At 68.4% G+C, this 13,780-nt stretch carries 13 protein-coding genes and 2 tRNA genes; 13 read left to right on the top strand and 2 right to left on the bottom strand.

Annotated elements, in window-relative coordinates; genetic code table 11:
* Positions 1-149: 149 nt before the first annotated feature.
* The 12 genes from QM693_RS34675 (at position 150) to QM693_RS34620 (ending at position 12,241) form a co-directional block, all read left to right on the top strand.
* Positions 150-2,984: a sensor histidine kinase gene (locus QM693_RS34675; RefSeq protein WP_283354574.1), complete on the top strand. Its 2,835-nt coding sequence runs from the start codon at positions 150-152 to the stop codon at positions 2,982-2,984.
* Positions 2,981-3,397, top strand: a complete 417-nt coding sequence (locus tag QM693_RS34670; RefSeq protein WP_005249096.1) for a roadblock/LC7 domain-containing protein — start codon at positions 2,981-2,983, stop codon at positions 3,395-3,397. The genes QM693_RS34675 and QM693_RS34670 overlap by 4 nt, the downstream gene beginning before the upstream one ends.
* A gap of 7 nt (positions 3,398-3,404) precedes the next feature.
* Complete coding sequence (locus QM693_RS34665) at positions 3,405-3,779, top strand: DUF742 domain-containing protein (RefSeq protein ID WP_005249095.1); 375 nt, start codon at positions 3,405-3,407, stop codon at positions 3,777-3,779.
* Positions 3,780-3,792: 13 nt separating this feature from the next.
* On the top strand, positions 3,793-4,344 hold the full coding sequence (locus QM693_RS34660; protein ID WP_283354573.1) for a GTP-binding protein: 552 nt from the start codon (positions 3,793-3,795) through the stop codon (positions 4,342-4,344).
* A gap of 11 nt (positions 4,345-4,355) precedes the next feature.
* The gene (locus QM693_RS34655; protein WP_009476756.1) at positions 4,356-5,198 is read left to right on the top strand and encodes an MHYT domain-containing protein; all 843 of its coding nucleotides are present in this window, start codon (positions 4,356-4,358) and stop codon (positions 5,196-5,198) included.
* A 151-nt stretch (positions 5,199-5,349) separates the two neighbouring features.
* Positions 5,350-7,872, top strand: a complete 2,523-nt coding sequence (gene gyrA, locus QM693_RS34650; RefSeq protein WP_280783070.1) for a DNA gyrase subunit A — start codon at positions 5,350-5,352, stop codon at positions 7,870-7,872.
* Positions 7,872-9,284: a DUF3566 domain-containing protein gene (locus QM693_RS34645; protein WP_283354572.1), complete on the top strand. Its 1,413-nt coding sequence runs from the start codon at positions 7,872-7,874 to the stop codon at positions 9,282-9,284. The genes gyrA and QM693_RS34645 overlap by 1 nt, the downstream gene beginning before the upstream one ends.
* A 131-nt stretch (positions 9,285-9,415) precedes the next feature.
* A tRNA-Ile gene (locus QM693_RS34640) sits at positions 9,416-9,489 on the top strand.
* A gap of 120 nt (positions 9,490-9,609) precedes the next feature.
* A tRNA-Ala gene (locus tag QM693_RS34635) sits at positions 9,610-9,682 on the top strand.
* Positions 9,683-9,775: 93 nt separating this feature from the next.
* Positions 9,776-10,609 carry a siderophore-interacting protein gene (locus QM693_RS34630; protein WP_283354571.1) on the top strand — a complete coding sequence of 278 codons (834 nt, stop codon included), beginning with the start codon at positions 9,776-9,778 and terminating at the stop codon, positions 10,607-10,609.
* Between the two features lie 19 nt (positions 10,610-10,628).
* Positions 10,629-11,219 carry a chorismate mutase gene (locus QM693_RS34625; protein ID WP_280783088.1) on the top strand — a complete coding sequence of 197 codons (591 nt, stop codon included), beginning with the start codon at positions 10,629-10,631 and terminating at the stop codon, positions 11,217-11,219.
* Positions 11,220-11,269: 50 nt separating this feature from the next.
* Complete coding sequence (locus tag QM693_RS34620; RefSeq protein ID WP_283354570.1) at positions 11,270-12,241, top strand: helix-turn-helix domain-containing protein; 972 nt, start codon at positions 11,270-11,272, stop codon at positions 12,239-12,241.
* Here the strand turns inward: QM693_RS34620 and QM693_RS34615 are convergent.
* Positions 12,231-12,695, bottom strand: a complete 465-nt coding sequence (locus QM693_RS34615) for a hypothetical protein (RefSeq protein ID WP_283334698.1) — start codon at positions 12,693-12,695, stop codon at positions 12,231-12,233. The two genes, QM693_RS34620 and QM693_RS34615, sit on opposite strands and share 11 nt — an antisense overlap.
* A 104-nt stretch (positions 12,696-12,799) precedes the next feature.
* Positions 12,800-13,360, bottom strand: coding sequence for a hypothetical protein (locus QM693_RS34610; protein WP_283354569.1), 561 nt, complete (start codon positions 13,358-13,360; stop codon positions 12,800-12,802).
* A 100-nt stretch (positions 13,361-13,460) separates the two neighbouring features.
* Here QM693_RS34610 and QM693_RS34605 point away from each other — a divergent pair.
* A partial coding sequence (locus QM693_RS34605; protein WP_283354568.1) for a peptidylprolyl isomerase occupies positions 13,461-13,780 on the top strand: 320 nt, incomplete at its 3' end.

The following is a 13,780-nucleotide window of genomic DNA, read 5'->3' as shown; positions in this document are numbered from 1 at the left end:
GGTGCGTCGGGCAGCGCTGCGCACAGCGCAACTGATCGATCACTTTCCTCTGTCGACGCGTGTCGTCCGGACCGGTACGACTGTCCCGCCGCAGACGCGGTCACGAGCACAGAGCGACAAGCTATGAGTGGTTGGAAAGGAAGCGTGGGATGAGCGACGATTCGCCGCCCCGGGCAAAGTTCTGGGATATCGAGGGCTGGGGCCTGCGGTGGAAGGTCACCGCGGTTCTCGCAGTTCCCGTCACCGTCGCCATGGTGCTCGGCGGGCTCCGTGTGCAGGGCGAGCTGAGTAACGCCGTCCACTTCACCGAGGCGGCCGACCAGATCGTCGTCGTCCCGGACATCGTGGCCCTCGAGGCCTCGATGGGTACCGTGACCAGTGGTTACGCCTCGGGCACCCTCACCAAGCAGGACCGCGAGGACGCGGAAGCCCTGATGAACGATGTGTCCGAACAGGCTCGGAACCCCGAACTGGATCCCGCCGTCGCGAGTTCCATCAACCAGACCGTCTCGGACGGCCGCGCCCTCCTGAATCTGATGGATTCCCCGGGCGTCGCCACCGACCTCCTCGCGGAACGCCAGCGCGCGTTCGCCGCGGACTTCATCCGCGAAGTGGACGACATCGTGCGTCCCATCGAAGACAGCGAAGTCGTCGACAAGGGCTACCAGCTGACCAACGCGTGGCAGGCGCAGCGTCGTCTGTTCGAACAGGCCATGGGCCTCGTGATCGTGAAGGACGTCTACGCCGGTCCCGACGGACGGGAGAAGGCCCGCACGGGCGACATCCCCACCTCGGCCGTCGTCGCGGCCGCCGGCGCCGAATCGAGCCTCCTCGACGTCCTCGACCGGTACTACCCCAAGGGTGATGCCCGTCTCGAGACGCTGCGAAACAACATCAACGACCGCAACGCCCTCATCGACCAGGGTTTGGCGGACGCGGCGCGCGGCGGGATGCTGCCCATCCTGCAGCTGCGCTCCTCGCTCATCGCGAGCCGTGACGTCTACCAGGAGCTGACCAGCGAAGCGGCGAAGGACATCGCGTCCACCGTGCAGGTCCGCGCGGCCGAGACCCGGTCCGCCGCGCTGCGTGACACGGCGATCGTCCTCGGAACCCTGCTCGCCGCGCTCGTCCTCGCGCTCCTCGTGTCGCGGTCGCTGATCGGTCCGATCCGCCGCCTGCGGTACGGCGCGCTGAAGGCCGCCCGCCGCGACCTTCCGGAGGCGATCGAGCAGATCAAGGCCAGTGACGATCCGCGGGCACTGTCGTTCGAGCCGGTGGCCGTGCACTCCTCCGAGGAGATCGGCCAGCTCGCCCGCGCCGTGGACGACATCCACGGGCAGGCACTCAAGCTCGCCGGTGAGCAGGCACAACTGCGCCTGCAGATCAACGACATGTTCGAAACGCTCGCGCGCCGAAGCAAGTCGCTCGTCGACCAGCAGCTCGGCCTGATCGAGAATCTCGAGTTCGAGGAGAAGGATCCGAAGCGACTCGAGAGCCTGTTCCGGCTCGACCACCTGGCCGCGCGTATGCGTCGGAACGGTGAGAACCTGCTGATTCTGGCCGGCACCCGCGTGCGTCGTTCGCAGGCGGCGCCGATCCCGCTCGGCGACGTGCTGCGTGCCGCGATCTCCGAGGTCGAGGACTACCAGCGTGTGCAGATGGGTGCGACCCCCGAGGGCGCGCTCAGCGGCACCGTCGTCACGGACGTCGTGCACCTGCTCGCCGAACTCGTCGACAACTCGCTGCGCGCTTCGCCGCCCGACACGGTCGTAACGTTCAGTTTTGCTCGCGCCGTGGACGGCGGGGTGCTGCTCGAGATCGCGGACCGCGGTATCGGTATCCCGGCCGACGACATGCGCGCCGTCAACGAGCGGCTGGCATCGGGTGGTGAGGTCGGTCCCGAGACCGCCCGCCACATGGGTCTGTTCGTCGTGAGCCGGCTCGCGAAGCGTCACGGCCTGACCGTGCGCCTGCGGTCGACGTTCGACACCGCCCGCAACCCGGGCGTGACCGTGAGCATTCACATCCCGAATGCGCTGATCGTGTCGCAGGCCGCCCGGCAGGACACGGGACCGCAACGGAAGATCCCCGCGGCACCGGTCCGGACCGCCATTCCGGCACCCGCGGCCCCGGCACCGCGCAAGGACAACGGACAGCAGCCGGCAACCCGCAACGGACTGCCGACCCGCACCCCGTCCACTCCTCCGCCCGCGCCGAGCCCGGCACCTGCGGGTGCGGTGACGACGGCGTCGGGCACGAGCCTGCCCCGACGTCAGCCCGGTGCCAGTGGCATCGCGGCCGGCGCGGGATCGTCGGCCGGGGCACCGGCCGCGCAGTCTCAGGACACCGTCAACGTCCGTGGATCCGGGGCGATGCCGAAGCTGCCCGTGCGGCGGCCGCAGGCGACGACCCCGGAGACGGCACCGGCGCAATCGCAGCCGCAGCACGCACCGCACGCACCCCGCAGCGAGAACCGCATCGAGGCGCGGACCGCGGAGCAGCCGGCGCCCCCGTCGTCGAACGGCGACGACCAGGCACCGGTGCGACACCGCTACCGCACCAACTCGGCGAAGACCGCGTCGTTCTTCCAGTCGCGGATCGATCCGCCACCGTCCGAGGCCACACCGCGCCCCGGCGGCGGCACCCCGATCTTCTCCGACATGGTGTCCGACTGGCTGACCGATCCGACCGGCGCCGAAGGCGCACCCGGCGTCTGGCATTCCGCCGGCGACGCCGGATGGTCGGCCGCGGAACGGATCAGCGAGACTCCCGTCGAGGTCGACCCGGAGATCGGACTGCCGAAGCGGCGTCCCGGCGACCGGCTGGTGCCCGGCACGGTCGAAGGCGCGCACAATACGGGGACACTGCGCCGGGTGCGTGACCCTGAGACAATTCGCGCGAATCTCAGTCGTCACCAGCAGGGCGTCCGAAACGGCAGGGCCACGAGGCTCGCGGAACGTAACAGCATTGAAGGAGACCGATGAACACCGCTCATGGATCCGACGTCACGCGACCGCTCGACTGGTTGGTGTCGAACTTCGCCAGTGACGTGCCCGGTGTCTCCCACGCCGTGCTCGTATCCGCGGACGGTCTCCTGATGGCAGCCAGCGCCCATCTCCCCATCGACCGGGCCGAGCAGTTGGCCGCGGTCACCTCGGGGCTGGCCAGCCTGTCGGCCGGTGTGTCCCGGTTGTTCGAAGGCGGCGGAGTGTTGCAGTCGGTGGTCGAGATGCAGCACGGGTACCTACTGCTCATGAGCGTCGGCGACGGCTCGCACCTCGCGACCCTCACGGACGCCGAGTGCGACATCGGGCAGGTCGGCTACGAGATGGCGATCCTGGTCGACCGCGTCGGCGCATCGGTGCAGGCCACGGCCCGCACCCCGCAGGGTCTCTGACCAGCCCATGCCCATGAACGACCACCACTCGGAGCAGCCGGGCCCGAACATCGTGCGCCCGTACTCGCTGACGTCGGGCCGGACCCGGCCTGCGGTCGAGCTCGCGCTCGAAGCGTTGATTCAGGCACTGCCGCAGTCGGTGGACCGGCAGTGGGAACTCGACGACGTCAACGCGGCGATCGTCGCGTTGTGTCAGCAGTCGCCTTCGGTGGCCGAGATCGCCGCCCGGGTGGGCGTCCCCCTCGGGGTGGCACGCGTCCTGGTCGCCGACCTGGTCGAGGCCGGTCATCTGCAGATCCTGGCCACCCTGAAGGAAGACTCGACCGACTCCGAACGTCGTGAACTCATCGAAAGGGTCCTCAGTGGACTTCGCGAAATCTGATCCCCGCAATCGGGTGACCTCGACCAAGATCGTGATCGCCGGCGGGTTCGGCGTCGGCAAGACCACGCTGGTCGGGGCGGTCTCCGAGATCGTCCCGCTGCGCACCGAGGCGCTCGTGACCAACGCCAGCGACGGCGTCGACAACCTGGCTGCGACACCGCAGAAGGGCACGACCACCGTCGCCATGGACTTCGGTCGCATCAGCCTGGCCGACGACCTGGTGCTGTACCTGTTCGGAACCCCCGGTCAGCACCGGTTCTGGTTCATGTGGGACGACCTGATCCGCGGTGCGATCGGGGCGATCGTCCTGATCGACACCCGCCGGCTGGACGAGAGTTTCGCGGCCGTCGACTTCTTCGAGGCCCGGCAGCTGCCGTTCCTCGTCGCGATCAACGAATTCGACGACGCCCCGCGCTACCCCATCGAGGACATCCGTGCGGCCCTCGCGATCTCCGAGGAGGTGCCGATCATCCCGATCGACGCGCGTGACCGGGAATCGGCGAAACGCGCACTGGTCGCGATCACCGAATACGCACTGACCAAGCTCCACACGGCCGCGTACTGAGGATTCGAAACATGTCGGACGACTTGCAGCACTTCTCCATGGGCACGTGGATCGTCGCCCTCGCCGCGGTCACGGCGTTCATCGGCGTCTTCGTCGGTATCGCCAGCGCCCGCAAGGCGGTGACCGCGCCGAATCCGAGGCAGCGGTACCTCTGGCTGGCGTGGGGTGCGCTGTCCATCGGCGGCATCGGCGCCTGGCTGCCGCACTACATCGCGATGGTCGGGTTCGAGGTCTACGGCAGTGTGGTGCGCTACGACGTCCTGTGGATCGCGGTCTCGTTCGTGGTGCCCGTCGCGGCCGCCGCGGTGGCGTTGCTGATCATCAGCCCGCCGCCCACGAAACACCGGCTGCCGAGCGCATCGGTGGAGATCGGCCGCCTCGCAGGCGGTGCGGTACTCCTCGGCGTCGGCTTCACCGGAATGGACCTCGCGATCGTCGCCTCCCTCGAGATCCAGGGTTCGGTGGACTCCGACATCGTGCTGACGGCGGCGTCGGCCGTGATCGGCCTGGTCGTCGGCGCCGGAATCATGTGGTCGATCTCGGCCCTCGAGTCCCGCACGCTGCGACTCGTGGCGTCGGTGATCGTGGCGGCCGGACTGGTGGCCATGCACTACACCGGGGTGTTCGGGCTGAGCGTCACCGTCGACCCGTCCGTGGCGCGCCCGGACGGGCTCGAAGTGTTCTCGATCCTGTTCCCCGTCTTCGTGCTGGGCATGCTCGTCGTCACGATCCCGATCACCGCCCTGCTGATGGCGCCCGACCGCGTCGCCGCCGAGCTCGAACTCGAGGCCGACATGCTCGCCGCCGAATCCCTCGCCGCCGAAACCCAGGGCAGGGAGCTCGAACTCCAGTAGAACGGACGACTCCTGCGGCACCGATTCATGAGCGCACCCGAGTCCTTCACCCTCACAGCTGACCTGCACCTATAGACTCGGGTGGTTGCGCGACGTCGTGCAGGACCGCGAGTCCGCGAGGAGACGTCAAGCCGAGTAGAAGAAGGAGCTCATGACTGACACAACGTTGCCGCCGGAGGGACCGGGGCACGACCGCATCGAGCCCGTCGACATTCAGCAGGAGATGCAGAGCAGCTACATCGATTACGCGATGAGCGTGATCGTGGGCCGGGCGCTGCCCGACGTGCGCGACGGCCTCAAGCCGGTGCACCGCCGCGTTCTGTACGCGATGTACGACAACGGTTACCGGCCCGATCGCGGTTATGTGAAGTCTGCGCGACCGGTCGCCGAGACGATGGGTAACTACCACCCCCACGGTGACGCCTCGATCTACGACACGCTCGTCCGCATGGCGCAGCCGTGGTCGCTGCGATACCCGCTCGTCGACGGCCAGGGCAACTTCGGTTCCCGCGGCAACGACGGCGCCGCCGCGATGCGATACACCGAGTGCCGGCTCACTCCGCTGGCCATGGAAATGCTGCGTGAGATCGACCACGAGACGGTCGATTTCACCCCGAACTACGACGGTCGTACACAGGAACCGTCAGTTCTCCCCAGCCGTATCCCCAACCTGTTGATCAATGGTTCCGGCGGCATCGCCGTCGGTATGGCCACCAACATCCCGCCGCACAACCTGCGGGAGGTCGCCGAGGCCATCTACTGGGCGCTCGAGAACTGGGAAGCCGACGAGGAGTCCACCCTCACCGCGGTCATGGAACGCGTCAAGGGACCCGACTTCCCGACGCACGGCCTGATCGTCGGCGGCCAGGGCATCCACGACGCCTACACCACCGGACGCGGTTCGGTCCGCATGCGCGGTGTGGTGGAGATCGAGGAGGACGCCAAGGGGCGCACCACGATCGTCATCACCGAGCTGCCGTACCAGGTGAACCCGGACAACCTGATCACGTCGATCGCCGAGCAGGTGCGCGACGCGAAGATCGCCGGCATCTCCGACATCCACGACGAGTCCTCGGACCGCGCGGGTATGCGCATCGTCGTGACCGTCAAGCGTGACGCGGTCGCGAAGGTCGTGCTCAACAACCTGTACAAGCACACCCAGCTGCAGACCAGCTTCGGCTGCAACATGCTGTCCATCGTCGACGGCGTGCCGCGCACCCTGCGCCTCGACCAGATGATCCGGCTGTACGTCGCCCACCAGGTCGAGGTCATCCGCAGGCGCACCGAGTACCTGCTCCGCAAGGCCGAGGAACGCGCTCACATCCTGCGCGGACTGGTGAAGGCCCTCGACGCCCTCGACGAGGTCATCGCGCTGATCCGGGCGTCGCAGACCGTCGACATCGCGCGGGCCGGGCTGATCGAGCTCCTCACCGTCGACGAGATCCAGGCCGACGCGATCCTCGCGATGCAGCTGCGTCGCCTCGCCGCCCTCGAGCGTCAGAAGATCATCGACGAACTCGCCGAGATCGAGCTGGAGATCGCCGACCTCAAGGACATCCTCGAGAAGCCCGAGCGTCAGCGCCGGATCGTCCGCGACGAGCTCAAGGAGATCGTCGACAAGCACGGCGACGACCGCCGCACCCGCATCATCGCCGCCGATGGCGACGTGGCCGACGAGGATCTGATCGCCCGCGAGGACGTCGTCGTCACGATCACCGAGACCGGCTACGCCAAGCGCACCAAGACCGACCTGTACCGCTCGCAGAAGCGCGGCGGCAAGGGCGTGCAGGGCGCCGGGCTGAAGCAGGACGACATCGTCTCGCACTTCTTCGTCAGCTCCACCCACGACTGGCTGCTGTTCTTCACCACGAAGGGCCGCGTGTACCGGGCCAAGGCGTACGAGCTGCCGGAGGCGAGCCGCACGGCCCGCGGACAGCACGTGGCCAACCTGCTCGCGTTCCAGCCCGACGAGCGCATCCAGAGCGTCATCCAGATCAAGACGTACGAGGACGCCCCCTACCTGGTTCTCGCCACCCGCAACGGTCTGGTGAAGAAGTCCAAGCTCACCGATTTCGACTCGAACCGCAGCGGCGGCATCGTCGCCATCAACCTGCGCGGCGAGGACGAATTGGTCGGCGCGGTGCTCTGCTCCTCCGACGACGACCTGCTGCTCGTCTCCGCGCAGGGACAGTCGATCCGCTTCTCCGCCACCGACGAGGCGCTGCGTCCGATGGGCCGCGCCACGTCCGGTGTCCAGGGCATGCGATTCAACGGCGACGACGAACTGCTGTCGCTGAATGTCGTGCGCGAAGGCACCTATCTGCTGGTGGCGACGTCGGGTGGCTACTCGAAGCGCACCGGTATGGAGGATTACCCGGTCCAGGGTCGCGGCGGAAAGGGTGTACTCACGATTCAATACGACAAGAAACGTGGCACCCTGGTCGGAGCGCTCATCGTGAACGACGACGACGAGCTCTACGCGATCACGTCGGGCGGTGGCGTCATCCGCACCGCCGCCAAGCAGGTCCGCAAGGCCGGTCGGCAGACCAAGGGCGTTCGTTTGATGAACCTCGGGGAAGGCGACACCCTGCTCGCGATCGCGCGCAATGCCGACGAACCCGACGAACCCGACGACAACGCCGAGAGCAGCGGCAAAGGAGCTAAGGAGTCCTAGTGAGCACTCCCAACCAGCCAGGCAGTGACCGGCAGAACCCGGGTTCCGCCAATCAGGCGAAAACCGAGCAGCAGGCCTCCCGCACTCCCGAGAACGGGTCGGCGCGACCGAACCCGCAGCAGGGTTCCGCGCCGCAGGGGCCGCAGGCGTCCGCCGGTCGTGGTCCCGCTCAGGCGGGGCCGGCTGCCCGGCCGGGCGGCGCTCCCGACGCGAGACCGGATCGGCAGGCTCCGGCCGATCCGGCCCGGTCTCCGTCGACGCCCCAGCATCAGGGTCCGCGGACGCAGACCCCGCAGGGACGGTCCGTGCCGCCGCAGCAGGGTCACGCTCCGAATCAGCAGGCTCCCGGGCATCAGGGCCCGCCGCAGCAGGCGCCCGGCAACCGGGCTCCCGCGGGTGGTGCTCCCACCGAGGGTGTGCAGTCCATTCGGGGAAATCAGGCTCCGCCGTGGCAGCGCGGAATGCAGCGGGAGCCGCAGACCAACCTGAAGCGGCCCGTGCAGGGCGGGTCCGGTGCCAAGCAGGCTCCGCGCCCGGAGGGTCAGCCGAACGCGTCCAACGGCGCGGGCACAGCGGCTGCGGCGGGTGCCGCGGCAGCGAAGGCTCCCGGCGGCCAGGACGTCCAGAAGCCGCAGACCGCTCCGACGCAGAAGACGCAGCAGCCCCAGGCGCAGGGTCAGCGACCCCAGGGCGCGCAGAACGCGGGTGCGCCCACCCAGGCCGTGCCCACCCAGAAGGCGCCCGCACAGAACCCGTCGGCGCCGGCGAAGGGCCAGCCCGCACCCAAGCAGGGTTCCGATCGCACACCGTCCTCGACCGCGGCCACCGCAGCGGTCGGTGCGGTATCCGGCGCAGCCGCGGCCGGTGCCGTGACGCAGCGGGAGGCCGCGAAGGCGAAGGCGTCCGCGATCGACGGACCCACCCGGCACATCAACCGGGACGTGCTACCCAAGGACATGCCGGACCTGTCCGAGGCCAAGCACCCCTTGCCGGGGGCGGCGGCCACGGGTCAGCAGCCGAAGATCGCCGTGGCCCCGCAGCGGGTCGAGGAGGGCGAGGCGCTCCGGGCGACGGTGCAGGTCCGCAAGATCGATCCGTGGTCGACGCTGAAGATCTCGTCCGTCATCTCGGTGTCGCTGTTCTTCGTGTGGATGGTGGCCGTCGGTCTGCTGTACATCGTCCTGGACGGGATGGGCGTGTGGGACCGGCTGAACAACGCGTTCACCGATATCGTCGCGGAGTCGAGCTCTGACGGGCTCGTGACGGCCGGTCAGGTCTTCGGATACGCCGCCGTCATCGGTCTCGCGAACATGGTGCTGTTCACCGCGCTGGCGACGATCGGCGCCTTCATCTACAACCTGTGTTCCGACCTCGTCGGGGGTGTCGAAGTGACGCTCGCCGACCGGGACTGAACGCGGAAAACGACGGGGGCTGAGCTGGGAAAAGAGCGTCTCGCCGGACCGGTTTTGGTAGTTGCCGGTCCGGTGGGGTAATCTTCCGACTCGGTTCAGGGAACTGCGCGAGATGAGTTTCCAGACTTCAGGGGCCTATAGCTCAGGCGGTTAGAGCGCTTCGCTGATAACGAAGAGGTCGGAGGTTCAAGTCCTCCTAGGCCCACTCCTGGTGCCGGTGAAAGGTCATTCGCATGAAGGTCCTCCTGTTTGTAGGAGCCGGAGTGCTGGTGGCGATCGGACTGTCCAAGTTGCTCCGCGGCAACGAGGTGTGGCACGAGGTAACGGGGCCTTAGCTCAGTTGGTAGAGCGCTGCCTTTGCAAGGCAGATGTCAGGAGTTCGAATCTCCTAGGCTCCACAAGTACGAATACAGAACAGTGTGCCCCGGATTCGGAAGAGTCCGGGGCACACTGCTGTGCGGACCAGAGCGGGGTGAGGTTACCCTTACTTCATGACCGCACTCGATCCCGGAGCCCGTGAACGCCTCGACCCGCGCAGCCGCGTCGCATCCCACCACCGCAACGGTGAGGGAACCGCACGAATCGGATACCCGATCGGAGTCCGCATGGTCACGGTCCGTGCACGCGAGTACGTCACACCCCGCATGGTGCGTCTGACTATCGGCGGCCCCGGACTCGACGGATTCCACACCTATCAGGCCGACGATCACGTCAAGATCGTGTTCCCCGATCCGGACGGCACCCGCCGCGTGCCCGTGGTGAACGACGCGATGATGCTCGACTGGCCGCGACCGCTCCCGACCACGCGGAAATACACCGTCCGCCGCTACGACGCCGACGCCCGCGAACTCGACCTGGACTTCGTGCTGCACGACGGCGGGCTCGCGTCCTCCTGGGCGACGACGGTCGCGATCGGCGACGAGGTGACCATCGCCGGACCGCCCGGCGCCAAGGCCTTCGCCCACAACTTCAACCACTACGTGTTCGCGGTCGATTCCACCGCACTACCGGCGGTCGCGCGGTGGCTCGACGAGTCCCCGGCCGACGTCTCGGCGCACGTGGTGATCGAAACCGATGACGACGTCGAGCACGGCTACCCGCTGGCCGTGCGCGAGAACGTGGACGTGACGTGGCTCGTGCGCGACGGCAGCGAGTCCGCCCTGGCGTCGACGGTGCAGTCGCTCGCGCTGCCCGACGGCCGCTGCTTCCTGTTCGCGGCAGGCGAGGCGAATGACATCAAGCCTCTGCGCGCGTGGAGCCGGGACCGGATGGATTCGCTGTTCACCGGGTACTGGAAACGCGGAGTCGCCGGGCTGGACGACTGACCGGCCCTACACTCGCACCATGACCACGGTCCGGCCCGCAGTCGCCCGCCGCGCGGTCGTCGCCGCGGTGATGCTCGCGATGTCGGCGGTAGGCGGTGCCGTGCCCGCGGGTGCGCAGACCCGTCCCCTGGAACCGATCGCCCGGGCGGTCTCGCTGCGCCTCGCCACGGCAGACGCGGTGGCGGCGGCCAAGTGGGGCACGCCGTCGCCGATCGACGATCCCGCGCGCGAGGCCCAGGTCCTGGGTGCGGTGGCCACGCAGGCGGCCGACGAGGGTCTGAGTGCGGGGCGGGTGCAGCAGATCTTCCGGGACCAGATCGAGGCCAACAAGGTGGTGCAGCGCGCCCTCTTCGGCTGGTGGAGCGTCGCACCCGGCGCGGCGCCGACCGTCCGGCCCGACCTGACGCAGGTCCGTCCGGTGATCGACCGCCAGAACACGGATATTCTGCTGCAGCTGCGGGCACAGGAGGCCGTGCTCGCCGGTCCGGGCTGCGTGCCCGCTCTCGTGGACGCGGCGGTCGCGGTGGCTGCCGAACAGCGTCTCGACCCACTGCATCAGGCCACGCTGGCGCGCGCGCTCGTGTCGATCTGCGGGCCGGTCCGCGAATGATTGGCCGTTTTGACATGGTCCGGCAAGATATCGCCACTTAGACTGGGGTCATGATCTCCAAGGTCGCAACGCTCCTCCTCGACCGTGTCTCGATGTTCGAGTTCGGGGTGGTCTGTGAAGTGTTCGGAATCGACCGCACCGCACACGGGGTTCCGCCGTTCGACTTCCGGATCTGCGGGATCCGTCCCGGCGAACCACTCGCGTCGATCACGCCCGGACTCACGCTGTCCGCCGACTACGGACTGGATTCCCTGTGCGACGCCGATCTCGTCGTGGTGCCGCCGCCCGGGGCGCAGTCCGACTTCCCGGTGGAGGTGCTCGACGCGGTGCGCGGCGCCGCGGATGCCGGTGCCATCGTCCTCAGTCTGTGCTCGGGTGTCTTCCTGCTCGGCGAGGCGGGGCTCCTGGACGGGCGCAAGTGCACCACCCACTGGGAGTACGTCGAGGAACTGGCCACCCGGTTCCCGACCGCGACCGTCGACCCCGACGTCCTGTTCGTCGACGAGGGCAACCTCGTCACCAGTGCGGGCACCGCGGCAGGCATCGACGCGTGCCTGCACGTGGTGCGCCGGGAGCTCGGTTCCACCGTCGCCAACACGATCGCCCGCAGGATGGTCGTGCCGCCCCAGCGCGACGGAGGGCAGCGCCAGTTCATCGAGCAGCCGGTGGTCGCGTGCACGTCGGACAGCCTGAGCGAGACGATGGCGTGGATGAGCGAAAACCTCGAGTTGCCGCACACGATCGACGAGCTCGCGGCCCGCTCGTCCATGTCGACGCGCACGTTCGCCCGCAAGTTCGCGGCCGAGACGGGCACCACCCCGGTGAAGTGGCTGACGACGCAGCGGGTCCTCTACGCGCGGCAGCTACTCGAGGCCACCGACCTCGGTCTCGAGGCGATCTCGAGACGCAGCGGATTCGGGTCCGACGCGCTTCTGCGCCACCACTTCAACCGGGTCGTCGGCGTCGCGCCCGCCGACTATCGGCGCCGGTTCGGCTGCAACACGGCCGAACTCACGCAATGAACGTGCCGATGGCCGGGTTCGCCTGGCAGATCGGGCTGCTGCCGAAGTTGATCGATCCGAACGCCGTCGCCACCACGTTCCCGACGCCGGTGTTCACCGTCGCGGACAGGAAGGGGTAGACGCCGCCGAGGTTCACGATCCCCGAACGTCCGCTGTCGGTGTTGACCCAGGCCACGGTGACCTGCGCGGCCGCCGGGATCGGTGGCGCGGCGGGGCGCGACTCGAAACGGATGTCGCCGTCGGCGATGGGCGGTGACGCCTCCGGCCCGGACTGTCCGGTGAGCGCCGTCAACGACATCAGGCTGCCCTGGTTCGGACATCCGATGGTCAGGGCCGGTCCGCCGAACGGGTGCGGCGGGTCGGCGCCGGCGGGGCCGGCCGTCAGCAGAGCCGCCGTGGCGGCGATCGGAAACGTGACGACGGCGATGCGGTGGACGATACGTCTGGCGGTCATGTCTGCTCCTCGGAACGGATCCTCGCGCTGGTGCGCATCTGCCTGCGGGATACCCCTGGTACAAGCCGTGAAACGAAAGGATTCGCAGATGCCGGAGACGCGCGCTACTGGCCGGGGAGTGACGGGTCGGTTGCGGTGAGGGGCTTCGTCGCCGTAGGCGGCGTGGGCTGCTGCGTGTCCGCGTTGTCGAGGTCGCGCAGGTTCGGGGGAGCGGACGCGACGCGCGGCTGCTCGCGGCGGCGGCTCTTGACGAACACCGCGCCCCCGGCGACAGCGGCACCCACGAGGACGACGATCGCGATGCGACGGCCCTTTCGCGACTTCTTCTCCTCGACCGGTGCCACGGCCGAGGTCAAGGGACGAACGACATCCTGCGCGACCTTCTTCACCGGCACCGTCCGGGCGCGTTCGTAACCCTTCTTGGCCAGCGAGGCCCCCTGACGGCCGAGGAACAGACTGAGCCGGCCGGCGCCGCGAGCCGTGGCGAGTGCCGCCGAGCGTGCGTAGCGACGCGCCTGATCGACAGCCTCGGATTCCTTGACGCGGGAAGCCGAATCCTCGACGTGGGCCAGAGCGGTCTCGACTCGTTCGGACACCTGCTCCTGCAGGGTCTCGGCGCGTTCGGTCGGAAGCAGATTCGTGAGGGACTCCGTCGCTCGTGTCATGTCCCCACTTTGTCACAAGAACCGGGAGCACGAACCGATCCGAAGTACTCGAGTCACCGCGGCGGAACCACACGGAACCCCACAATGGCAACATGGTGGTGTGACTTCACCTCATCAGACCGCAACCGCAACGCTGCACACCAACCGCGGCGACATCAAGATCGCGCTGTTCGGCAACCACGCGCCCAAGACCGTCGAGAACTTCGTCGGCCTGGCCGACGGTTCGAAGGACTACAGCACCGCCAACGCCGGTGGCACCGACTCCGGACCGTTCTACGACGGCGCCGTCTTCCACCGCGTCATCGACGGATTCATGATCCAGGGCGGCGACCCCACGGGCACCGGCGCCGGCGGCCCGGGCTACAAGTTCGGCGACGAGTTCCACCCGGAACTGCAGTTCGACCGCGCATACATCCTGGC

Origin of the sequence: Rhodococcus sp. IEGM 1305, assembly GCF_030058635.1 — a bacterium.
Classification (GTDB): Bacteria; Actinomycetota; Actinomycetes; order Mycobacteriales; family Mycobacteriaceae; genus Rhodococcus_F; species Rhodococcus_F opacus_D.
The sequence above is the reverse complement of the archived record's forward strand: the minus strand, read 5'-3'. Positions and strand labels throughout refer to the sequence as shown.